General features: G+C 63.3%; 29 protein-coding genes. 6 read left to right on the top strand and 23 right to left on the bottom strand.

The genetic code is table 11. The features are described from left to right. Window positions 1-173: 173 nt before the first annotated feature. From rpoN to ptsN, 3 genes are all read left to right on the top strand, one after another. Window positions 174-1703 (top strand): RNA polymerase factor sigma-54, encoded by a 1530-nt coding sequence (rpoN, locus tag A9K71_RS29340; protein WP_067004047.1) that lies wholly within the window; start codon window positions 174-176, stop codon window positions 1701-1703. A gap of 313 nt (window positions 1704-2016) precedes the next feature. Further along, on the top strand, window positions 2017-2601 hold the full coding sequence (raiA, locus tag A9K71_RS29335) for a ribosome-associated translation inhibitor RaiA (RefSeq protein ID WP_067004045.1): 585 nt from the start codon (window positions 2017-2019) through the stop codon (window positions 2599-2601). 60 nt (window positions 2602-2661) lie between these two features. Next, window positions 2662-3126, top strand: coding sequence for a PTS IIA-like nitrogen regulatory protein PtsN (ptsN, locus tag A9K71_RS29330; RefSeq protein WP_067004043.1), 465 nt, complete (start codon window positions 2662-2664; stop codon window positions 3124-3126). Between the two features lie 119 nt (window positions 3127-3245). On the opposite strand, the gene A9K71_RS29325 is transcribed toward ptsN, so the two are convergent. Then, window positions 3246-3503 (bottom strand): DUF1150 family protein, encoded by a 258-nt coding sequence (locus A9K71_RS29325; protein WP_067004040.1) that lies wholly within the window; start codon window positions 3501-3503, stop codon window positions 3246-3248. Window positions 3504-3567: 64 nt separating this feature from the next. Further along, window positions 3568-3993: an Hsp20 family protein gene (locus A9K71_RS29320; protein ID WP_067004038.1), complete on the bottom strand. Its 426-nt coding sequence runs from the start codon at window positions 3991-3993 to the stop codon at window positions 3568-3570. 140 nt (window positions 3994-4133) lie between these two features. On the opposite strand from A9K71_RS29320, the gene A9K71_RS29315 reads away from it, so the two are divergent. Next, the gene (locus tag A9K71_RS29315; RefSeq protein WP_067004036.1) at window positions 4134-5078 is read left to right on the top strand and encodes a nucleoside hydrolase; all 945 of its coding nucleotides are present in this window, start codon (window positions 4134-4136) and stop codon (window positions 5076-5078) included. Between the two features lie 30 nt (window positions 5079-5108). Here A9K71_RS29315 and A9K71_RS29310 read toward each other — a convergent pair whose 3' ends face one another. The 10 genes from A9K71_RS29310 to A9K71_RS29265 all read right to left on the bottom strand — a co-directional run bounded on the left by A9K71_RS29310 (window position 5109) and on the right by A9K71_RS29265 (window position 12469). Then, window positions 5109-5510 carry a hypothetical protein gene (locus tag A9K71_RS29310; protein WP_189413738.1) on the bottom strand — a complete coding sequence of 134 codons (402 nt, stop codon included), beginning with the start codon at window positions 5508-5510 and terminating at the stop codon, window positions 5109-5111. A 51-nt stretch (window positions 5511-5561) separates the two neighbouring features. Beyond that, window positions 5562-6176 carry a LysE family translocator gene (locus tag A9K71_RS29305; RefSeq protein WP_067004032.1) on the bottom strand — a complete coding sequence of 205 codons (615 nt, stop codon included), beginning with the start codon at window positions 6174-6176 and terminating at the stop codon, window positions 5562-5564. A gap of 93 nt (window positions 6177-6269) precedes the next feature. Further along, window positions 6270-7721 carry an amidase gene (locus A9K71_RS29300; protein WP_067004030.1) on the bottom strand — a complete coding sequence of 484 codons (1452 nt, stop codon included), beginning with the start codon at window positions 7719-7721 and terminating at the stop codon, window positions 6270-6272. A 5-nt stretch (window positions 7722-7726) separates the two neighbouring features. Next, complete coding sequence (locus tag A9K71_RS29295) at window positions 7727-8629, bottom strand: ribokinase (RefSeq protein WP_067004028.1); 903 nt, start codon at window positions 8627-8629, stop codon at window positions 7727-7729. 149 nt (window positions 8630-8778) lie between these two features. Continuing rightward, window positions 8779-9264 (bottom strand): hypothetical protein, encoded by a 486-nt coding sequence (locus tag A9K71_RS29290; RefSeq protein WP_067004026.1) that lies wholly within the window; start codon window positions 9262-9264, stop codon window positions 8779-8781. Continuing rightward, window positions 9239-9769, bottom strand: a complete 531-nt coding sequence (locus tag A9K71_RS29285; RefSeq protein WP_067004024.1) for a hypothetical protein — start codon at window positions 9767-9769, stop codon at window positions 9239-9241. The genes A9K71_RS29290 and A9K71_RS29285 overlap by 26 nt, the downstream gene beginning before the upstream one ends. After that, on the bottom strand, window positions 9736-10128 hold the full coding sequence (locus tag A9K71_RS29280; RefSeq protein WP_067004022.1) for a hypothetical protein: 393 nt from the start codon (window positions 10126-10128) through the stop codon (window positions 9736-9738). The genes A9K71_RS29285 and A9K71_RS29280 overlap by 34 nt, the downstream gene beginning before the upstream one ends. Before the next feature lie 23 nt (window positions 10129-10151). Next, on the bottom strand, window positions 10152-10622 hold the full coding sequence (locus tag A9K71_RS29275; RefSeq protein WP_067004020.1) for a hypothetical protein: 471 nt from the start codon (window positions 10620-10622) through the stop codon (window positions 10152-10154). A 233-nt stretch (window positions 10623-10855) separates the two neighbouring features. Next, window positions 10856-11761 (bottom strand): methylated-DNA--[protein]-cysteine S-methyltransferase, encoded by a 906-nt coding sequence (locus A9K71_RS29270; protein ID WP_067004018.1) that lies wholly within the window; start codon window positions 11759-11761, stop codon window positions 10856-10858. A 213-nt stretch (window positions 11762-11974) separates the two neighbouring features. Further along, a complete protein-coding gene (locus A9K71_RS29265) occupies window positions 11975-12469 on the bottom strand; it encodes a DUF2244 domain-containing protein (protein WP_067004016.1) in 495 nt (164 codons plus the stop codon). 22 nt (window positions 12470-12491) lie between these two features. On the opposite strand from A9K71_RS29265, the gene nth reads away from it, so the two are divergent. Continuing rightward, window positions 12492-13307: an endonuclease III gene (gene nth / locus A9K71_RS29260; RefSeq protein WP_067004014.1), complete on the top strand. Its 816-nt coding sequence runs from the start codon at window positions 12492-12494 to the stop codon at window positions 13305-13307. A gap of 71 nt (window positions 13308-13378) precedes the next feature. Here the strand turns inward: nth and A9K71_RS29255 are convergent, their stop codons facing one another. From A9K71_RS29255 to A9K71_RS29240, 4 genes are all read right to left on the bottom strand, one after another. Then, window positions 13379-14887 (bottom strand): tripartite tricarboxylate transporter permease, encoded by a 1509-nt coding sequence (locus A9K71_RS29255; RefSeq protein WP_067004205.1) that lies wholly within the window; start codon window positions 14885-14887, stop codon window positions 13379-13381. 10 nt (window positions 14888-14897) lie between these two features. Then, entirely contained in the window at window positions 14898-15359 is a 462-nt protein-coding gene (locus A9K71_RS29250; RefSeq protein WP_067004012.1) for a tripartite tricarboxylate transporter TctB family protein, read from the bottom strand. A 93-nt stretch (window positions 15360-15452) separates the two neighbouring features. Next, on the bottom strand, window positions 15453-16430 hold the full coding sequence (locus tag A9K71_RS29245; RefSeq protein ID WP_067004010.1) for a tripartite tricarboxylate transporter substrate-binding protein: 978 nt from the start codon (window positions 16428-16430) through the stop codon (window positions 15453-15455). Between the two features lie 261 nt (window positions 16431-16691). Further along, a complete protein-coding gene (locus A9K71_RS29240; RefSeq protein WP_067004009.1) occupies window positions 16692-17147 on the bottom strand; it encodes a DUF2214 family protein in 456 nt (151 codons plus the stop codon). A 213-nt stretch (window positions 17148-17360) separates the two neighbouring features. On the opposite strand from A9K71_RS29240, the gene A9K71_RS29235 reads away from it, so the two are divergent. Next, a complete protein-coding gene (locus A9K71_RS29235; RefSeq protein ID WP_067004007.1) occupies window positions 17361-17915 on the top strand; it encodes a GNAT family N-acetyltransferase in 555 nt (184 codons plus the stop codon). Window positions 17916-17963: 48 nt separating this feature from the next. Here A9K71_RS29235 and A9K71_RS29230 read toward each other — a convergent pair whose 3' ends face one another. The 7 genes from A9K71_RS29230 to A9K71_RS29200 form a co-directional block, all read right to left on the bottom strand. Then, window positions 17964-18362, bottom strand: coding sequence for a DUF1801 domain-containing protein (locus A9K71_RS29230; protein WP_067004005.1), 399 nt, complete (start codon window positions 18360-18362; stop codon window positions 17964-17966). Between the two features lie 78 nt (window positions 18363-18440). Then, window positions 18441-18884: a DUF1801 domain-containing protein gene (locus A9K71_RS29225; RefSeq protein WP_067004003.1), complete on the bottom strand. Its 444-nt coding sequence runs from the start codon at window positions 18882-18884 to the stop codon at window positions 18441-18443. Further along, entirely contained in the window at window positions 18884-19117 is a 234-nt protein-coding gene (locus tag A9K71_RS29220) for a hypothetical protein (protein ID WP_067004002.1), read from the bottom strand. The genes A9K71_RS29225 and A9K71_RS29220 overlap by 1 nt, the downstream gene beginning before the upstream one ends. 80 nt (window positions 19118-19197) lie before the next feature. Further along, window positions 19198-19608, bottom strand: coding sequence for an SRPBCC domain-containing protein (locus A9K71_RS29215; protein ID WP_067004000.1), 411 nt, complete (start codon window positions 19606-19608; stop codon window positions 19198-19200). Further along, complete coding sequence (locus A9K71_RS29210) at window positions 19605-19928, bottom strand: metalloregulator ArsR/SmtB family transcription factor (protein ID WP_067003998.1); 324 nt, start codon at window positions 19926-19928, stop codon at window positions 19605-19607. Before A9K71_RS29210 ends, A9K71_RS29215 begins: the two co-directional genes overlap by 4 nt. Before the next feature lie 102 nt (window positions 19929-20030). Beyond that, complete coding sequence (locus A9K71_RS29205; protein WP_067004204.1) at window positions 20031-20501, bottom strand: nucleoside deaminase; 471 nt, start codon at window positions 20499-20501, stop codon at window positions 20031-20033. Window positions 20502-20583: 82 nt separating this feature from the next. Next, window positions 20584-21435 (bottom strand): IclR family transcriptional regulator, encoded by an 852-nt coding sequence (locus A9K71_RS29200; RefSeq protein WP_082980771.1) that lies wholly within the window; start codon window positions 21433-21435, stop codon window positions 20584-20586. Window positions 21436-21480 lie beyond the last annotated feature (45 nt).

The raw sequence follows: 21480 nt of genomic DNA, 5'->3' as shown, positions 1-21480 counted from the left end.
TCCGCGGCAATTTCTCGCTGAATTTTCCGGCTTTATGCCTGCTCTGCCCGCGAATAACGCTCCGGTAAGCCGTCTCTGCTAGCGTTTGCCTTGACAAGCAAAAGCCGGGCCAGTTTCTATGCCCGACCGAAAAACGGTAGCTCGATGCGTAGACGAGGCGTTTGAATCCAACCATGGCGCTGGCGGCCAAACTGCAGCTCAGACAATCCCAGTCGCTGGTGATGACGCCCCAGCTGATGCAGTCGATCCGGCTGCTGCAGCTCACCCATGTCGAGCTCGACCGCTTCATCGACGAGGAAATCGAGCGCAATCCGCTCTTGGAGCGAGCCGAGCCGCAGGACGATGCGGGCGGCGACCAGCCGCAGAAGAGCGAGACCGCTCCAGAACCCGCCGCCGGGGACGACTGGTTCGAAAGCGAGACGGAATGGAGCGCCGAGGCGATCTCGGAAAAGCTCGACTCTTCGCTGGAGAACCTGTTTCCCGACGACCCCGGCACCAGCGAAAAGCTCGGACCGGATCTCACCGCGCAGTGGAAGTCGGCATCCGCGGGCAGCGCCGGCAGCGCTTCGTCGGAAGGCTTCGACGTCGGCGAGATGGCCGCGACCATTGTGACGCTGCGCGAGCATGTCGGCGAACAGATCGCGCTTGCCTTCGCCAAACCCGCCGAGCGCCTGATTGCCGGCGAGCTTGCCGACAGCCTCGACGAAGCGGGCTATCTGCGCGCCGATCTGGAAGAGATTGCCGCGCGGCTGGGGGCGGACAAGGGAGCGGTGGCGCGAGCGCTCGCGGTCTGCCAGACCTTCGAGCCGGCCGGCCTGTTTGCCCGCGACCTCGCCGAATGCCTGTCGCTGCAGCTTGCCGCACGCGACCGGCTCGATCCGGCGATGAAGGCCCTGGTGGCTAATCTCGAACTCCTGGCGCGGCGGGATTTCCAGACGCTGAAACGCATCTGCGGCGTCGACGAGGAAGACCTTCTCGACATGCTGGCCGAGATCCGGGCGCTCGATCCGCGTCCCGGCACCGCGTTTTCGGGCGGCGCGAGCGACGCCATCGTTGCCGACGTCGAGGTGCGGGCCGCTGCCGACGGCAGCTGGGCGGTGGAGCTCAACGCCGACACGCTGCCGCGAGTTTTGGTCGATCATGTCTATTTCGCCCGGGTTTCCGGCCATGCCAAGGACCAGGCGGAAAAGGAGTTTCTGGCCGAATGCCTGCAGAACGCCAACTGGCTGACGCGCAGCCTCGACCAGCGGGCGAAGACGATCCTAAAAGTGGCCTCGGAAATCGTGCGCCAGCAGGACGCGTTCCTCGTCCATGGCGTGCGGCATCTCAAGCCGCTCAACCTGCGCACGGTGGCCGACGCGATCGGCATGCATGAATCGACGGTGAGCCGCGTCACTGCCAACAAATACATGCTGACGCCTCGCGGCGTGTTCGAGCTGCGCTATTTCTTCACCGCTTCGATCGCCTCGGCGGAAGGCGGCGAAGCGCATTCATCGGAAGCCGTGCGTGACCGCATCAAGCAGCTGATCGACGAGGAAAAGCCCGCCGACGTGCTTTCCGACGACGCTATCGTCGACATGCTGCGGGAAAGCGGCGTCGACATCGCCCGCCGCACGGTCGCCAAATACCGGGAGGGCATGAACATTCCTTCATCGGTGCAGCGGCGCCGGGAGAAGCGGGCGCTGGCCAACGCCGGGCGTTAGGCAGTTGATATTCATCCGGCCTGACCTAGTTTTGGTCCGAGCTGAGGAATGGCGATTTTTCACAGTTTTCGTGTTTCATTGACAAGCTGCAATGAAGTGTCTAGAAGCCCGCCCGCATGAGCCGGGCCGTGATGCCCGCCTCGCGAATGGCTCCGTCAAAGCGAAGGCCTCGGACGGCCAGAAGGCGACTTGTGATCAACCGGAAAGTTCGGGTCTAAAATCGGCGCGCGTGCCGCCGCAAAGCTTGTGCGCGCGCACCACGGGTATAAACTTGGGACAGTTTGAAGCCTGAGCAGGGAAGGTCAGTTTTCAGATGAATCTGCGCATTTCGGGAAAACACATGGACATCGGCGATGCGTTCCGTACGCGCATCAACGATCGTGTCAACGAAGCGATTGAAAAATATTTCGATCGGGGTTTTTCAGGACATGTAACGGTCATCAAAGCAGGGTCGCGCTTCTCGGCCGATTGCATGATCCGCCTCGATTCCGGCGCCTCGCTGCAGGCGACCGGGGACGCCCAGGATCCCACGCTTGCCTTCGAGGCGGCCGCCGATCGCCTCGAAACGCGGCTCAGGCGCTACAAGCGCCGGCTGAAGTCGCACAATTCCAGCAACGGCAACGGCGAATCCACCGACATCGCCTACGCCGTGATGGAGCCGCTCGCCGACGACGAAGAGGAAATCCCGGAGAACTTCGCTCCGGCCATCGTCGCCGAATCGACCGTGACGCTTCGCACCATGTCGGTGGCGTCTGCCGTCATCGAACTCGATACCAAGGACAGCCCGGTTTTCGTCTTCCGCAACGCCGGAAACGACCACGTCAATATCGTCTACCGCCGGCCGGATGGAAACATCGGCTGGATCGATCCGTCGACCACCAAAGTCGCGCAGGGATAAGAAAGCCGGCCGCGCGAGGGGGACGACCGGCGCGGTAGGCGAGCAAGGGATTTTTCAGGCATGGATCTCAGCGATCTCATCAGCGTCCCGGCTATCATGCCGGCGTTGAAGGCGAATTCCAAAAAACAGCTTCTGCAATTGCTGTCGGAGAGGGCGGCGGCGATTTCAGGCATTCCGGAGCGGGAAGTGTTCGACACTATCCTGCAGCGTGAGCGGCTGGGCTCCACCGGCGTCGGCAACGGCATCGCCATTCCGCATGGCAAGCTCGCAGGGGTCAAGCGGATCGCAGGCGTTTTTGCCCGGCTGGAGGCGCCGGTCGATTTCGAGGCGCTCGACGACCAGCCGGTCGACCTGGTGTTTCTGCTGCTTGCGCCCGAAGGCGCCGGCGCCGACCATCTTAAGGCGCTGTCGCGCATCGCGCGCGTGCTGCGCGATGGCGATACGGTGGCCAAGATCAGAGGGACGCGCGACGCAGTGGCGATCCACGCGCTGCTGTCGGATACCCAGGCCTCGCACGCGGCCTGAAGGTTGGGTGAAGCTGGGCTTTGGATAAAATCCGGTTTTTGGGATAAAACCTTGAGGGGCCGCCGGGAGCGGCCCTTTCCAATTCAGGCAACGACCCCAAATTCAAATAGTGATTGGGGTCAATGGATGGCGACCGTGGTCAGGTCGTTCTCCAGCGCACCCGCCAGGGCCCGGTCACGGGCATCGGAAAGCAGGATCGGCTGACCGTTGGCGGCAAACAGCGCCCACAGTTCCAGCCCGGGCGCGATTTCGCCAAGGCCGGGGAAGCGGCCGCGCAAATCGTCGCTTGATACTTTCCTCAGATATGCGACCGAACCTTCGCCGAGATGGGCGAATTCGCCGCTGGTCATGGTCATGGTTTCGTCAATTCTGGTCATTACAAGCCTCCTTGGCGCAAGGACGCCACTTCCGGCCGTCCCGCATTAGAGCCATCGGCAAAGATCAGTCTTTCACCGATATGTTTATTTTCCGTACCAGCCGCTCGGCCTCCGGACGGTCGAGATCGATCGACAAAAGGCCGTTCTTCAATTCCGCGCCGACCACCCGCATGCCGTCGGCCAGCACGAAGCAGCGCTGGAACTGGCGTGCGGCGATGCCGCGGTGGAGGAACTCGCGCTCGGTGTCGTCGGTCTGACGGCCGCGCACGATCAGCTGGTTTTCCTCGGTGGTGACATCGAGGTCGTTCTCTGCGAAACCCGCCACGGCAAGTGTGATGCGCAGCCTTTCCGCCTTGCCGTCCGAGGCGCCCAGACGCTCGATGTTATACGGAGGGTAGCTGTCGCCCGACTTCGCCAGACGTTCGAGCGTCTTTTCCATGGCGTCGAAGCCCAGAAGAAGCGGGCTGGAGAAGGGCGTCATTCGACTCATTGTTACACTGTCCTCTTAAGAGCGACACAAACCGGAAAAACCCGGATGGCATTTTTCCCGATGGTCTTGATATGGTCCGCCGCGCGATCAAGTTCAAGCCGTCAAAACCCCGCCCAAAAAGACTCCCCAAAGGAATTGAAATGCCCCAGTCACGAAAGATCATCATCGACACGGATCCCGGCCAGGACGATGCCGTCGCCATATTGCTGGCGCTCGGCAGCGCCGAGCTGGAGGTCGTCGGCATTACCGCCGTTGCCGGCAACGTGCCGCTGAAACTCACGGAGAAGAATGCGCGCAAGATCTGCGAGCTCGGCGGCCGGCCCGACGTCAAGGTCTATGCCGGCGCCATCCGCCCGCTGGCGCGCGAGCTCGTCACCGCCGAGTACGTGCATGGCAAGACCGGCCTCAATGGACCCCAGCTGCCCGAACCGACCATGCCGCTGCAGGAGCAATACGCGGTCGATTTCATTGCCGAGACGCTGATGCGCGAGGAAGCGGGCACGATCACGTTGTGCCCACTCGGGCCGCTCACCAATATCGCGCTGGCGCTGATCCGCGAGCCGCGGATCGCGCCGCGTATCAAGGAGATCGTGCTGATGGGCGGCGGCTTTTTCGAGGGCGGCAACGTCACGCCTGCCGCCGAATTCAACATCTACGTCGACCCGCAGGCGGCGGATTTGGTGTTCAAGTCGGGCGTTCCGATCGTGATGATGCCGCTCGACGTCACCCACAAGGCACTGACCTCGGCCAAGCGCATCCAGGCCTTCCGCCAGCTCGGCACCAAGGTCGGCACCGCAACCGCCGAGATGCTGGAGTTCTTCGAGCGCTTCGATGAGGAGAAATACGGCACCGACGGCGGGCCGCTGCACGATCCGTGCGTGATCGCCTATCTCATCAAGCCGGAGCTGTTCAAGGGCCGCCGCTGCAATGTCAGCGTGGAGACCAGCTCCGATCTCACGATGGGCATGACGGTGATCGACTGGTGGGGCGTCACCAAGCGCGAGAAGAACGCCATGGTGATGCGCGACATCGACCACGATGCGTTCTTCGCGCTGCTGGTGGAGCGGCTGGGGCGGCTCAACTGACCGTCAAAGCGGCCAACCGAGCACACGTCGTCACCCGTTGAGCAACCGATAGGTGTCGGCGCCGTGCTTGTGGTGCTGTCGCTCAATGGGAAGGACGGAGCCGACAAGATGGGGTCGCCTCACATCGTCGTCGACAGATATCCGTGTGTTGTCGTCATCAAGGCGCAGATCGTAGGTGTAGTATAGATTGTGGCCGATCGTGCCGTACGGATTGATGGGCTTCACCCTGACGTATTCGACCACGCCCATCACGCGTTGAGTGGCGATGACCGGATTGGCCTGAAGCTCAACGATGGCGATGGATTTCATAGCCGCAAATGCGCAGAAGAAAGCGACGCCGATCACGGCGTCGCTGTACTCATATTGCCAAATAAGCAAGCGATTCCGGAACGAAACGTTTGACTTGTTCATCCTGAAGAAGTGTGCTGCCAAGCACAGTTATTCAATAGGCGTCAAAAATAATTGCGACCAGAGTATTCGCTCTCATTTCGCCTTGGAGAACGCCAGCCAGAGCCCGCCGCCGACCAGGAAGCTGCCGCTGATCCGCGACATCAGCTTAACGCGGCTGGCCGAGAGCATGCGCCCGGCGCGGCCGGCGGCAAGCGCGTAGGTCGAATCCGACATGGCGGCGAAGACCATCGCGGTCAGGCCCATGACCACGATCTGCAGCGTGTAATTGCCCTGTGGCGCGATGAACTGCGGGAAGAAGGCGCCGAAGAAGACAAGCGTCTTCGGATTGGAAATCGCCACCAGGAAACCTTGCAGGAAGAAGCCGCCGCGCGGTTTCTTGGCCGATCCATCGCGGTTCAGGGCTCCCTTGGCGCGGAGCATCTGCACGCCCATCCAGATGAGGTAAGCCGCACCGATCAGCCGCACCCATTCGAACCAGTGACCCATGCCGGCGATCAGCGTGTTGAGGCCGATGCCGACGATGGCGATCATGATGGCGAGCCCGGCCTGGGTGCCCGCGACATTGGCCAACCCGGCGCGCGAGCCATGGCGGATACTGTTGGCGATGATCAGCGTGACGGTCGGCCCGGGTACCAGGACGATGACGATGCAGGCGACGACATAGGCGGCGTAGAGTTCCAGCGACATGTTTTCCCTCGAACAGGATCGCGCCGACACGCGCGGAGCGCGATCAATGCACGGAGTTGACGCCGGCGCAAGCGCGCCAGCCGGTTGAGCCCGTCAGGCAGCCCCCGCCGGCCAGGGCAGCGTCGCCTCATAGGCGGCGCCGGCCTGCAGGACCGCCAGGTCGCCGCGCGGCTGGCCGATCAGCTGCATACCCATCGGCCGGCCCTTGCCGTCGAAGCCGACCGGCACATTGAGCGCCGGACAACCGCCGAGCGTGGCAAAGGCGGAGACCTGCATCCAGCGGTGATAGCTGTCCATCGGCCGCCCGGCGATCTCGCGCGGCCAATGCGTCGAGACCTCGAAGGGGAAGACCTGGGCGGTCGGCAGCACGATAAGGTCGAAGCGCTCGAACAGCGACAGCAGCGTGCGGTGCCATGAGGTGCGCCGGACCGAGGCGGCATGGATCTGGGGCGCGGTAAGGCGCATCGCCTGCTCAACTTCCCAAACGGCCTCCGGCTTCAGCAGCCTGCGCTTTTCCGGATCGTCATAATGCGCCTTCAGTCCGCAGCCGCTGCTCGCCTGGCGCAACGTCACAAAGGCCTGCCAGAGCGCTTCGAAGTCGGCATCCGGCACCAGCGTTTCGCTGTGGAACGCGGCGTCCGCGAAGCGGGCAAGGGCGGCCTCGCACAGGTCGAGAATGCCTGGCTCCATCGGCAGATGGCCGCCGAAATCGCCGAGCCAGGCGATGCGGCCGCCGGTGGCTTTCTCCCGCAGGCCTTCGAGAAACGAGCCCTGCTTGTCATGCGACAATGGCGCCCGCGGATGATAGCCGGCCTGCTCATCGAGCAGCAGCGCGATGTCGCGCACATTCCGGCCCATCGGCCCTTCGACGCCCATCTGGGCGTGGAAGACATCGATGTCGGGGCCGGCCGGCACCAGCCCTTGCGAGGGGCGGAAGCCATAGACGTTGTTGTAGGCCGCCGGATTGCGCAGCGAGCCGCCGAAATCGCTGCCGTCGGCGACCGGCACCATGTCGAGCGCCAGCGCCACCGCCGCGCCGCCGCTCGAGCCGCCAGCGGTGAGCGTCGGATCGAAGGCATTGAGCGTCGGACCGAAGACCGGATTGTAGGTGTTGGAGCCCAGCCCGAATTCCGGAACATTGGTCTTGCCGATGATGATGGCGCCGGCCTTGCGCAGGCGCTCGACGAAGAAATCGTCCTCTTGCGGGACGAAATCGGCGAAGATCGGCGAGCCGAAGGTTGTTCTTGAGCCCTTGGTCAGGGCGAGGTCCTTGATGGCGATCGGCAGGCCGAACAGCGATCCGGCCGCGCCGCCCCGTGCCAAATGGGCGTCCGCCCTGTCGGCTTCCGCCAGGATATCGGCGCGCTCGCGCAGCGACACGATGGCGTTGACCAGCGGGTTTACAGCATCGATGCGGTCGAGAAAGGCGCTGACGACCTCGCGCGCCGACAGACGGCGCTGCCTGATCGCGTCGGTAAGCTCTACGGCGGACAAGCGACAGATGTCGCTGGCCGGCGGCACGGCGTGTTTCGTCGACGGGCGCATCGCCGTCACCGCGCGGCCAAGGCCGCGTCGACATCCTTCGGCAGCGGAATCGCCGGCTGCGCACCCGGCTTCAAGCAAGCGAGCGAGCCTGCCGCCGCGGCGCGCGTGAGCGCCTGTTCGAGCGAAAGGGCGGACGACAGGCCGGCGCCGAAATAGCCGCAAAAGGTGTCGCCGGCGCCGACCGTGTCGACCGGAGTTATCTTCAGTGCCGGGACGGTGAGGAAATGGTCGGGAGTGGCGGCCAGCACGCCGTCGCCGCCGAGTGTCACGACGATGGCGCGGCCTGTCTTTTGAGCATAGTCGCGCATCCGCGCCTCCCGGTCGTGGCCGGTGAGCGCCAGCGCCTCGCCATAGAGGTCGAACTCGGTCTCGTTGGCGACGGCGTAGTCGGCCTTGCCGAGAAAGCCCGCCGCCTCGGGGCGGAAAGGCGCGGTGTTGAGCACGCTGACGGCACCCGCCGCGCGGGTTGCATCGAGCGCCGCTTCGACCGTGGGCAGCGGGATCTCGTGCTGCAAAAGCACGACATCGCCCTTCTTCAGATACGCCTTCGCGATGTCGCCGGGCAGTACAGAATCGTTAGCGCCCGGCACGACGGCGATCACATTCTCGCCGTCGGCACCGACCAGGATGAGCGCTGTGCCGGTGGAGGCGAAGCTCTCGCCGACGCCGGAAAGATCGACACCGCCGGCCTTCAGCAGCGCCAGCGCTTCGGCGGCAAAGCTGTCCTTGCCGACGGCGCCGACCATGCGCACCTCAGCGCCCGCGCGGGCCGCGGCCAGCGCCTGGTTGGCGCCTTTGCCGCCGGGAGCGGTGGCAAAGCCGGAGCCGCGGACCGTCTCGCCGGGTTCAGGCAAACGGTCGACATTGGCGATCAGGTCGAGGTTGATCGAGCCGACGATGATGATCAAGAAAGGCCTCCTGCACGAGCGGGCGAGCCTTCGATCGAAGGCCGATGCCGCAAGTCCTTGCATTTACGCAGTTGCTTGCGCGGGAGGCTAGCCGCAAAGACCGTATATTGCCAGATCAAGCCGGTTGTGCGCCGCACCGGCCCACAGCATCATTCGCAGCGCACCGTCACCGTGCCCTGGTAGTTGCCGGCCGGGAAGATGCCCGGCGATTTCGTGGCCGTGAGATCGACCTGGATGGTGTGAGTGCCGTTGGTCACCCGCTGCGGCGAACTGCCCGGGATGTCCGCGCCTGAGCCATCGAGGCGGAAGACGGTGGCGAAGGTGACGTCGGTGTCGCCGCCGCTCGGCGCGGACGTGAAGGCAATCGGCGCCGGTGCCGAGACGGAATAGCAGTCGAGCAGGTTGAGGATCGTGCATAGTGTCGCATTCGCGGTGATGGTGGCGCCGGCGCTCGACCCGCCCGCCTGCCTGGAACCGAAGATATTGATGGCGGGGTTCGATTTCATCGTTCCCGAGGCGCCGATCATGATGGTGCAAGTGCCGATGATAGCCGCGTGAGCCGGGAGACAGAGGCTTGCAAGCGCAGCCACCGCGGCGATCAGCGCGCGGCTATTTCTTTTTCTTTTTCTTGTCATTGCCGGTTGTGCCTCTGATGCTCCAGCCCTCGTTAGCCCATCCAGTCGATGCGGCAGCGGAGGCGGTCGCGGGATTGGGAGCAGCCACGCTTCCCGTCTGGCCGTCGGCGCCGAGACCCATCTTGAGCAGCTTCAATTCGAGCTGCAGGCGCTCGACCTCGAGTTCGTAGAGGCGGCTGCAATCCACGCGCTTCGGCGTCCGCCCGATCGGGACCACCACGCGGCCGTAAGTGGCGAGGTCGCTGTTCGACTGGCTGTTGCTGTTGCCGCGGATGACGCCGACGTCCAGATAGGCGCCGCTGCCGGAAACGGCCGAGCGGCAGGTCGTGCCGTCGGAAGCATGAACCTCGTCCTGGCCCTGGGGCAGGGTGACGCCGGGCAAGGTGAAGCCAGTCTGGTTCTGGTTCAGGTTCAGTATATCCTCAGCATACCCCTGACTTGCGACCGCCAAGGCGGGCAGCAGGGCAAGCGTCAGAACCTGCGATGCCCGAAGAACTTTCCGCATATCTGAGCCCTTATCTGCGTCTGCTCGCTTGGAAAGGGGATACTCTCGGTACAGATACGCACTTTACGCTCGTTCGCGCCGTCGAACGGGACGACCACCAGAACCGGGCGCGACGCCTGGCCGGCCAGAACGAAGGCCTTCGGCGTGATCCTGGCGTCGATCGGCCGAAAGTCCTGGTCATAGACATGAATCTCGACGCGTATGCGCTGGTCGTAGGGGTTGCCGGGGAAAACCCGGACCGCGAAAGCATCGGTGAAGGACCTGACCTCGCCCCGCATCGGCGTCATCGACTGGCCCGCCGCGGCAATGGGAGACAGCACGGCGATCAGCCCCGCCGCCAGGATTCCAATCGTTCTCAAGGAGCGCTCCTTTCGCGAGAGGGCTATTCGCAGCGCAGCGTCACGGTTGCCTGGTAGTTGCCGGCGGAGAAGCGGTCCGTGCCGCTTTTGGTGCCGGCAAGATTGACCGCGACCGTCGATGTGCCCGGTACCGTGAGCGCCGTCGCTGTGCCGGTTTCGGCAATGGTCTGCGCGCCGGAGGTGGCAAAGGTCGGGGTCCATGTCGTGGCCGTGGTGTCCGAGGCCGGGACGGTGGTGGTGGTGACCGGATCGACGCTGAGCGTGACGCCGCCGGTGGTATCGACCTGGGCGCTGCCGGCCGAACCGCCGGCATTGTGAGAGCTCAGCGACTGAAGATTGCTGCTGACGGTCATCGCTCCGTTAGAGTTGATCGTGACCGTGCAGGTAGCGGTGATAGTGCCGTTGAAGAGGACGTTTCCGGTGGCTGCCGATGCAGTCTGGCCGGTGCAGACGGCCAGCAGGCTCGCGGCCATTGCGACGCGAAAGAACTTCATGAGACCCCTCTTTCGAGCCGGAAAATGCGGCTCAATACAGAGGTATCATCCGTTTATCGTAGTTAATTTAGCGTTAAACAAGATAACGACTGCAAACAATTCAAAATACAACCGGCGAAACCTGAGGTTGTCTCCGGTTGCATATCCCGATATTTCGGATGTATTGTTTCGATTATACTTACCTATATTCAGATCCACGGTTTTTCGCAATGGCGCGCGGAAAAAACGAAGTTTCAGGACGCCATTTGTCCCGCCTCCCAGCCGAGGATGGCGCGCTTGCGCGTCAGTCCCCAGTGGTAGCCGGTGAGGGCGCCGGACTTGCCGAGCGCACGATGGCAAGGAACCACGAAGGACATCGGATTGGCGCCCACCGCCGCACCGACGGCCCGGCTGGCGCTCGGCGCGCCGATGCTTGCCGCAATCGAGGAATAGGTGCAGGCCCTGCCCATCGGAATGCGCAGCAGCGCCTCCCAGACGCGCAGCTGGAAATCGGTGCCGATCATCACCACACGCAGCGGCTGGTCGGCGCGCCATCTTGTCGGATCGAAGACGCGCGCGGCATAGGGCTGGGTGGCCGACATGTCCTCGACGTAAGCTGCGTTCGGCCAGCGGCCGGACATATCGGCGAAGGCAGCCCGCTCGCCGCCGGCGTCGCAGAAGGCCAGGCCGGCCAGCCCGCGATCGGTGACCATGATCAACGCAATGCCGAAGGGCGAGATATGATAGCCGTAGCGGATGGTCAGGCCGGCGCCACGGGTCTTGTAGTCGCCGGGCGACATCGCTTCGTGCGTGACGAAGAGGTCGTGCAGCCGGCCGGGGCCCGACATGCCGAGCTCGAACGAGGTTTCGAGCAGCGGCATGCCGGAATCAAGCAGCCTGCGCGCATGGTCGAGCGTCACCGCCTGCAGAAAGGCCTTGGGCGACAGGCCGGCCCAGCGCGTGAACAGTTTCTGCAGGCCCGTCGGCGTCTCGCCGACCGCCTCGGCCAGGACCTCCAGCGAGGGCTGGTCGCGATAGTCGAGGCTGATCTTCTCGATGGCGCGGCGCACGATTTCGTAGTCGCTGCCCACGGGCGTGATGTCGTTCTGCAGGATCGCTGACGGTTCCATCCGGGTATTCATGGTCATCTGGGCGTTCATGGCAATATCTCCCATGGCTATCTGCTCGGCCGCGAATATCGGTCTTCCCGCGCATTGCCACCACCCGAAACCTGCCTTCCTCCGGCCCCTACCCAGATCGAGCAGGCTTCGAGCCGAAGGGCGATGACGGCCGGCGAAAAGATAGATTTTACCGGGGTAAGGCAGACCTTGCTGATGACGCTCTACGGCAAGGGCGCCGAGCGCCGTGCTAGTTCAACGCGCCCTGGCGGTCGCCAGTGCGTGCGAAAAGGCAGCAGCAAAGCTTTCGCGGGAATCGGGATCCAGGAAAGACCCGATCGAAACGCTTTCGCCTTGCGCCTCGACGGCCATTTTGGTGATGCCGATCTCGGCATGGCGGGCGATCGAAAAGCGGGTCCAGAACGGGTTGAAGCGATGATCCTCGAAGCGGCCCGACGGCGCCGTTTTGCGGATGTCAAGCCTGGTGCGCGAGACCGATATTTCCTCACGGGCGCGGGCCGCCCGGTAGTTGGCGCGAAAGGCGATGTAGACGGCGACCACGTCCAGCCCCAAGAAGCCGAAGACCGGCCATGCGCCATGAGCCAGGAAGATCGCGCCGGTGACCGCCCAGCCGAACACCAGGGCGCCCATCAATATCAGAAAGCCGGTCCGACCGAGGGAGCGATGCGGCGTCAGCAGGGCTTGGAAGAATGGCTTGTCGGCTTCGAACGAGGCGTTTGTGTCGCTCATACGGAAATATTATAGGAAGGGAATGGCGCCGCCCAAGTCCAAAAAATCCTTCCCCGTCAAAAAGCCGTCGGCCTCAGCCTCAGGCGGCAGTGCAAAAGCAAAGACGCCCTCCCGGAAGGGCGGGCTGCGCTCGCTTTACACGCCCGCCGAGGTGCATGAGATTTTTCGGCGTTTTTCCGTGCAGCGGCCCGAGCCGAAGGGTGAGCTCGACTATGTCAATCCCTTCACTCTTCTGATCGCGGTGGTGCTGTCGGCGCAGGCGACCGATGCCGGGGTAAACAAGGCAACGAAGCCGCTGTTTTCGGTCGCCGATACACCGCACAAGATGCTGGCGCTCGGTGAGGCCAAGGTCGGCGACTACATCCGCACCATAGGCCTGTGGCGCAACAAGGCCAAGAACGTGGTCGCGCTCTCGAAGGCACTGATCGACGACTATGCCGGCAAGGTGCCCGAAGATCGGGACGAGCTGGTCAAGCTGCCGGGCGTGGGACGCAAGACCGCCAATGTCGTGCTCAACGTCGCCTTCGGCCAGCACACGATGGCGGTGGACACGCATATCTTTCGCATCGGCAATCGTATTGGATTGGCGCCCGGCAAAACGCCGGAACAGGTTGAGCAGGGGCTGATAAAAGTCATCCCCGCCGAATACATGCGGCACGCCCATCACTGGCTGATCCTGCATGGCCGCTATGTCTGCAAGGCGCGCAAGCCCGACTGCCCGGTCTGTGTCATCGCGGATATCTGCAAGTCCAAGGAAAAGACCACCGACCTGCCGGCGCCGCTGATCGAGCTCGCGCCGCTCGACGAAACTGAGGACCGAGCGATTGGTGTCAGCTAGCCGGATAGTGCCAGCCGACGGCGCCTGCGGCCAAAACGCCGAATTGAAAAATCGCAACGGGCTTCAACGACTTAATTTTCCTCCACAAACACCTCTTCGCGCTTCTTCTTGACCGCGGGCAGGAAGACGATGACGAGCACGGCGAGCGCGATGAAGAGCAAGCTGGCGCTGATCGGTCTCGTCACGAAGGTGCTCGGGTCGCCGCGCGACAGAATCATGGCGCGACGCAAGTTTTCCTCAAGCAACGGGCCGAGCACGAAGCCGAGCAGCAGTGGCGCGGGTTCGCAGCGCAGCTTGGTCAGGAGGTAGCCGAGCAAGCCAAAGAAGGCGACGGCGTAGAGGTCGTAAACATTGGTGTTGACGCTGTAGACGCCGATCGAGCAGAACGCCATGATGATCGGAAACAGCACGTAATATGGGATCGTAAGGAGCTTCACCCAAAGCCCTATCAGCGGCAGGTTGAGGACGATCAGCATCAGGTTGCCGATCCACATTGAGGCGATGATGCCCCAAAACAGCTCCGGCTGTTCGGTCGCGACATTGGGGCCGGGCACGATGCCCTGGATGATCATCGCGCCGATCATCAGCGCCATTACCGGATTGGCCGGAATGCCAAGCGTCAGCATGGGGATGAAGGAGGTCTGCGCGCCGGCATTGTTGGCCGATTCCGGCCCGGCGACCCCTTCGATGGCGCCCTTGCCGAACTCCCCCGGGTTTTTCGATACGCGCTTTTCGACCGTGTAGGAGGCAAAGGCTGCAAGGATCGCGCCGCCTCCCGGCAAGATGCCGAGCGCCGAACCAATGATCGTTCCGCGCATGATGGGCGCGGCCATGCGCCGAAAATCCTCGCGGGTCGGCATGAGGCCGGAGACTCTTCGGATCAGCACGGAGCGCTCATGCTCGTTCTCGAGGTTGCGCAGGATCTCGGCGACGCCGAAGACGCCGACCGCTACCGCGACGAAATTCAGCCCGTCGGCATATTGGGTGATGCCGAGCGTGAAGCGCGGCGTGCCGGTATAGATGTCGGTTCCGACAATGCCGAGCAGCAGGCCGAGCACAACCATGGCCAGCGCCTTGACTATCGAGCCGTGGGCGAGCGCGACGGACGAGGCGAGGCCGACGACCATCAGCGAAAAGTATTCGGCCGCGCCGAATTCCAGCGCCATCGCCGTCAGCGGCGGAGCAAAGATGGCGACCAGGAAGGTCGACACCGTGCCGGCAAAGAACGAGCCTATCGCCGCGATCGCGAGTGCCGCCCCGGCGCGGCCGTTCTTGGCCATATGGTAGCCGTCGATTGCGGTGACGGCTGACGAGGATTCGCCGGGCATATTGATGAGAATGGCGGTGGTGGAGCCGCCATATTGCGCGCCGTAATAGATGCCGGCGAGCATGATGAGAGAGGAAACCGGGTCGCCTATCTGGAACGTAATCGGCAAGAGCATGGCGATGGTTGCGGTGGCGCCGATGCCGGGCAGGACGCCGATCAGCGTGCCGAGAAGGACGCCGATCAGACAGAAACCGAGATTTGTCAGCGATGTCGCCGTCGAAAAGCCGAGCACCAAGTTGGCGAGGAGTTCCATGGTCATCTCCTCACAATGGCAGCCACGGGCCAAAGCGTCGGAACGGCAGGCCGAGTGCGTAGCTGAAGACGAGCGACGCAAACAGCGTCAGGCCGGCCGATAACACGAGCGCGGTCAGCGGTTTCATGCGGGCGCTGGCAAAGGATGCGATCAGCGCCGTCAGGAAGATCGACGGGATGAAGCCGAGGCCGCGCACCGTCAGGCCGAAGAAGATCGGAGCGGGGAGGATGAGCAGCATGCCGCGCCACGCAATGTGGCCGATCGCCTCGCTCTCGAAGCGCACTGCCTGGACGAGAATGATAACGCCAAGCAGGAGCAGCACGATCGCCAGGACCAGCGGGAAATAGCCCGGTCCCATGCGGAAGGCGGTGCCGATTTCGAGGCCGAGCGACTGCAGCGCGAAAAATGCGCCGAAGGCGATGAACAGCGCGGCGCATATGCCGTTGGTCGTGTCGATTGCGAAAGGCTTCATCACGTTCCTCTCAGGTGCGCATCGGACGCGCCGTTGCAACGCAAAACGGGGCCGAAGCAAAAACGGGGCGCCGATCGCGCCCCGTCCAAAACCTCAGTCGGCGTACTGGCCGGCGGCTTCGATGATCGGCTTCCAGCGCCCGATCTCGCTTTCAAGCTTGGCCTTCAGTGCCGCCGGTGTCGCGTCGGCTTCGGGCGACGGCTTGGTGCCGAGTTCGGCGAAGCGGGCGGCGACGTTCTGATCCTTCAGCGCGACCTGCAGCGATTTCGACAGGCGTCTGGTGATCTCGGCCGGCGTACCCTTTGGTGCGTAGAGGCCGTGCCAGATGCTGACCTGCACCTCGGGAAGGCCGCCTTCCGTCGTCGTCGGGACGTCCGGCAGCACATCGAGGCGTTCCGGCGAGGTGACGGCATAGGCCTTGATCGTGCCGCCCTGGATCTGCTTGGTGGTGTTGGTCGTCTGGTCGCACATCATGTCGACCTGGCCGCCAAGAAGATCGGTCATTGCCGGGCCGGTGCCCTTGTAGGGCACGGTGACCAGCGGCGTACCGATGGCGCTCATGAACAGCATGCCGCACAAATGCGAGGCCGCACCGATCCCGGCATTGGCGACGGTGACAGTATCCTTGTTGGCCTTGGCGTACTCGACCAGTCCCTTCAGATCGGTCGGCTCAAGGTCCTTGCGGCCGACGACGGTCATTGGCACCTCGGTGACGAGGCCGACATATTCGAAGGCGTTGAGCGTGTCGTATGCGAGCTTTCTGTACAGCGTCGCACTGGTCGCCATGCCGATGTGGTGGAGGAGCAGCGTATAACCGTCCGGGTCAGCCTTCGCGACGCGGCCCGCGCCCAGCGTGCCGCCGGCACCGCCGACATTCTCGACGATGACCTGCTGGCCGAGATCCTTCGACATGGCTTCGGCGATGAGGCGTGTGACCGTGTCGGTCGGGCCGCCGGCCGCAAACGGCACCACCACGGTGATGGTGCGTTCCGGATAGGTCTGCGCGCCCGCGGCGAACGGATAAAGCGTGACGGCCGCTGCGGCAGCCAGAGCGGCAACAAATTTTCTCATTGTGACTTCCTCCCAGAGTATGAATCTTCAGCCACCGCGCGAAATTCCTCTCGGCGACGGCTGTGGATGCAATAGCAACTAGTGCAGGCTAGCAGATTGCAATCGGACTCAAACGGCAAACCGCAATTATCTACAAATCACCCGCAAGATGGATGGAAAAGATCTGGGTCGGATGATGGATCGCGGGATGTCGACATCTGACGACGGTACGTTTGGCGGATGCCGGTTGCTGCCCGATCCCTGCTCTTCCTCGGTTCTATTCTAATAACCGTAGCCGCGCGCCATCGCCGCCGCAAAGACCGGGATGAGCAGGAAGATGAAGCCCTCGGCGCGGACATAGTTCTTCACCGAGGCGAGCTCCGCCGCCGGAACCGAGAAGGATGGATTGCCGCTCGCCTGCCTGCTCCAGGAGATGAAGCGCACGGTCGGGATGATCGACAGCAGGCCGACGATGATGAAGGCCATCATCTTTGCCCAGAACACCCAGTTGAAGACGTAGAACTCCCAACCCTTCAGGCCGAAGAACACTCGGCAGATGCCGACGATGACGATCAGCGCGGCGATGATGCCGTAGTGGCGGTCGATGCCGACAAGGCGCTTGAGCGTCGTCGCCCCCAACTCGCCGCGCACCAGCACGAACTCGGCGCCAATGATGCCGGCCAGCGAGAACACAAGAAGATGATGGACGATCGCCAGCAGAAGGTCGGTGGTGTCCATTATCTTTCCTCGTATTCAGACGGCGCCGCGATATCGCTGAATCAGCTTCGTCCGAAGACTAACATCGCCTGTCGAGAATCCCACACGCCGAAATGTCAGCCGGTCAATGACTGCGCTCATCTACTTGCGTCGCTGGAGGATGCCCCGAGCGATCCTGGCCCTTGTTCGAACGTGCAGGTTTGCTAAGCGCTGCCGCTCAAAGGAGAGGACGCGATGAGCATTGCAAGGGAAGCCGGGGTGCCGATCCTCGAGACCGCGCGGACGGTCCTGCGGCCGCATCGGCTCGACGATTTCGAGACCTATGTCGCGATGTGGGCGGACCCGGGGGTCACCCGCTTCATCGGCGGCAAGCCGCGCACGCGCGAGGAAAGCTGGATGCGCTTCCTGCGCCATGCCGGGCTGTGGTCGCTGCTTGGCTATGGGTTCTGGGCGATCGAGGACAAGGCGACTGGCCGCTTCCTCGGCGAGGCCGGGTTCCATGATCTGAAGCGCGAGATCGAGCCCTCGATCGAAGGCGTGCCGGAAGCCGGCTGGGCTTTAGCTTCGGGTGCGCATGGCCAGGGGCTTGCAAGCGAAGTCGTCGGGCGCATCGTTGCCTGGGGTGACGAGGCGTTCGGGCGAGCCAGGACCGTCTGCATCATCGATCCCGAAAATGGCGCCTCGCTCAAGGTCGCAGATAAGAGCGGCTATCGCGAGATCCTGCGGACCACCTATCACGACAAGCCGACGATCCTGCTGGAGCGGTGGGCCGGAGGGGCAGCAGCCTAGAGGGCAATGCCGGGTTCGTCCGCCTCCGGTGCTGAAGCGCTTCTCGGATCAGCGTCTGGCCTTGGACCTGTTCAGGGCCACCGCTGCTCGCACGAGAGTCTTGAACGCTTCCTGGTCGATCTCCTCGCCTTCGCGAAAATCGATGGCGCGCCTTGTGTTGCCTTCAAGGCTGGAGTTGAAGAGGCGTAAGGGATCCGGCAGCGCCGCGCCCTTGGCGAAGGTCAGCTTGACGACGGCCTTGTAGGTCTCGCCGGTGCAGATCATTCCGGCGTCCTCCCAGACCGGCACGCCGCGCCACTTCCATTCCTCGGTGACGTCCGGATCGGCATCCTTAATCAGGGCGCGCAGCCGGCCGAGCATCTCGCCCCGCCAATCGCCCAAGTCCGCGATACGGCCATCGATCAGCTCGGAAGGAGACTTGCTTTCCTGCACGCCGATTTTCTCCATATGTGTTCTCCTTCAACACCCGCTAGACGGATCGCCATGATGTCTCGTCGGGCGGACCGTGAGTGACCGATAATGCGCTTACATTCGTTCGCCAGGCAATTGACTTGCCTGTTTCACCCAGGAGACGAATTGCGCTTCGTCGAGCTGGTCGTCCTCATGGATGTGAAAATAGCGCGTGTCCTTGCTCTTGGATTCGCCGGGCGGCACCGGCGTCAGCGACATGCCGCGAAAGAAGGCCACTTTGACGTATCTGATGAAACAATGAATGCCGAGAAACCAGCCTTCGCCGTCCATGCCGTAAAACGGCGAGTTCCATTTGACGGCCTTCTGCGCGTCGGGGACGGCCTGCATGATGAGTTGGTCGAGCCGGCGGCCTAGCTCGCTCTTCCAACCCGGCATCGCCGCGATATAGGCCTGCACGGGAGCGTCACCATACCCCTTGGCGATCTGCGGGTTGCCGCCCGAAAGCAGGACGGGTTTTTCCCCCGGCGGCCTGGCTGCAACCTTTGCCGATTTCGCCATCAGGCCGGTCCGGCGCGCTCGCGCGCCGGCTCACCGCGCCATCTTGCGGCATGGGGCAGCACGAACATGTAGAGGCCGCTGAACAACAGCAGGAAAAGCGGCAGGAACGGCGAATAGACCACCCAGGCGGGCGGCTCGCCCAATGCCATGGCGATGAAGTTGGCGATGACGGTGGTGGTAAAGATGATCGACAGCCAGCGATGCAACTGCCTGATCCACTTGCTCCAGTCCAATGCTTCCTCCTCTGAAAGATCCAATGAACGCTGGGCTTACCAGCGCGCCAGGCTGCGTCATCTGGATGAGATTGCCGCCCTCACTCGATCCGCGAAAGCACCTGCTCCAAGGCCGCAAAGAACCTCGGCCAGCCAACAGTGGCACCTCGGAAATACGGCTCCTGGTCAGTCCGGAAGCCCGTCTGCTCCATGCGCAGGCGAGTGCCGGCGCTGGTCGGGGTGAGCGTCCATGTGACGACGCTCTCTAGATCCTTGGTGTCCCATGTGTAGGAAAGCGTTTTGTTTGGCTCGACTGTCTGGACCTGGCACTCGACACCGCCCCAGTCCGCGCTCAGTTCGAAACGGTGGTCTACGACCGGCTTGAAGTTGTTCTTCATCAGCCACTCCTCGATGAGATGCGGCTGGGTCAGTGCCCGCCAGATCTTTTCCGGCGGATAGGGAATCTCGCGCTCGACGACAACGGAGCGCGTTCCGGCCGGCATATCGTTCATTGATCCATCCTCTGCAGCAGATCCTCGAGATCGTCGAACCGGCTCTCCCAGAACCCAGCCATATCGCGAGTCCAATCCATTAGCGGCGCCAGCGCGCCAAGCTGTGCGCTGTAATGGGTCTGGCGACCCTCGTGGCGGTCGCGCACCAGTCCGGCTTGCTTGAGCAGGCCGAGATGTTTCGACACCGCCGGCTGCGAGACACCCGCCTCAGCCGTCAGTGCGCCGACCGTCTGCTCGCCTTGCCGGCACAGACGCTCGAAGATGGCGCGCCTTGTCGGATCGGCAAGCGTCCGGAACAGCATATCGTGTGCGTTCGTCATCTGGATCGATAACTCAATGGCTATGATTGACGTATAACCAGTGAGATATATGTGAGTCAAGCAGAAGCCTGGAGGATGGAAGCTTAGGGCGCAGCCTCGGCGTCAGCGCCTCCAGAAATCGCGGTGTGGTGCGAGCAGCTCGTCCGCGACTTCGGCGAAAGGGCCAAACACCTCGATCTTTTTCTGCCCGGAGTCGAGGACGGCGCGCGAAGAAAGGCTCATCGTCGGATTCGCCGCGTGATCCCCGGTGAGCGCCAGAAGCTGGGTCTCCTCGAAGCCGTAAACCAGCCGGCCGATATTGGCCCAGTAGAGCGTTCCGGTGCACATCGCGCAGGGCTCGCCGGTTGAGACGAGCGTGCAGGTCCAGAGAAACTCCGGCGAATAGGCAGCCGCCGCGCGTCGCGCAAGTTCGGTTTCGGCGTGATGGACGGTGTCGATATTGCCTTGGCGCATGAGGATGGCGTCGTCGGGGCCGACCAGCACCGCACCGAATGGATGATGACCGTGCGCCGCCGCCTCGCGCGCCGCGGCGTCGGCGGATCGGAGATGGGCGAGCATCTGATCGCGGGTCATGGCAAAACCTATCGCGCCGCCATCCACCCGATGAGCGGCCCGTCGAGCCGAGATTGGTGCCAAGGGACGCGATTGGCAAGAGCTAACCGTCGCTTGAGCGTCCACCTGCCCGAAGCTCGGCGACATTGGCCTGCTGCGTGCCGGAAACTCGAATTTGATGCTCGCCAAAACCCGGATCCGTTGTGGGCTCCGGCGGCGTGTCGAGGCTTGCCGCATCCAGCATGGATGCATCTTCGCCAAAAGCGCGGGTGGCGCGGGCGGCAGCTTCGAGCAGCGGCCGCTTCATGCGGGTGAGGAAGGCCGCGTCGACCCGCGTGTTCGGACCGGCGAGCGTGAGCACGCCGAGCAGTGTCCGTCCCGGCCCGAAGACAGGGGCGGAGATGCCGGCAGTCTGTGGATCGCGGTCACCGATTGAAATGTAACTATAGGTTTTCCGGATCGTCTCGTAAGGCTCGCCCTGCTCTCCCGAGAAAGCGGCCAGCACCCGGCCGCCCGAACCAACCAGCAAGGGCAGCACGTCACCTTCCCGTATCGTGTAGCGGATCGGGTGCTTGGACTCGACTCGGTAGAGACAGGTGCGGACGTCGCCCGAGCGGACATAGAAGGCGACGCTTTCCCAGCTCCGCTCGGAGAGATCGCGCATGATCGGCAACAGGATATCCATCGCCACGAGCGAGCGCTGGTAAAGCGCGCCAAGCCTGAAGGTCGCCGGTCCGATGCGATAGCGTCCGTCCTCCAGGCGTTCCAGCAATTGCCCGCGCATCAGCGAGTTGGCCAATCTGAGGATCGTGCTCTTGTAGAGGCCGGTGCGGGCCGCGATCTCGGCGAGGCCGAGCGACCGGTCGGCAATGGTGAAGGCGTCGAGGATGGCGATTGCCCTGTCGAGCGCGGCTACGCCGTCGGCCGGAGCCTGGCTTGGAGGGAGGTCTGTCATTGCGGTGACGATTTCATCGTGGTCGCCCATCCGGGAATGACCCTG

Source organism: Mesorhizobium sp. WSM3873 (assembly GCF_001672445.1).
Taxonomy (GTDB): Bacteria; Pseudomonadota; Alphaproteobacteria; order Rhizobiales; family Rhizobiaceae; genus Mesorhizobium.
Note: the sequence above shows the minus strand (reverse complement) of the source record. Positions and strands in the feature narration are given on the sequence as shown.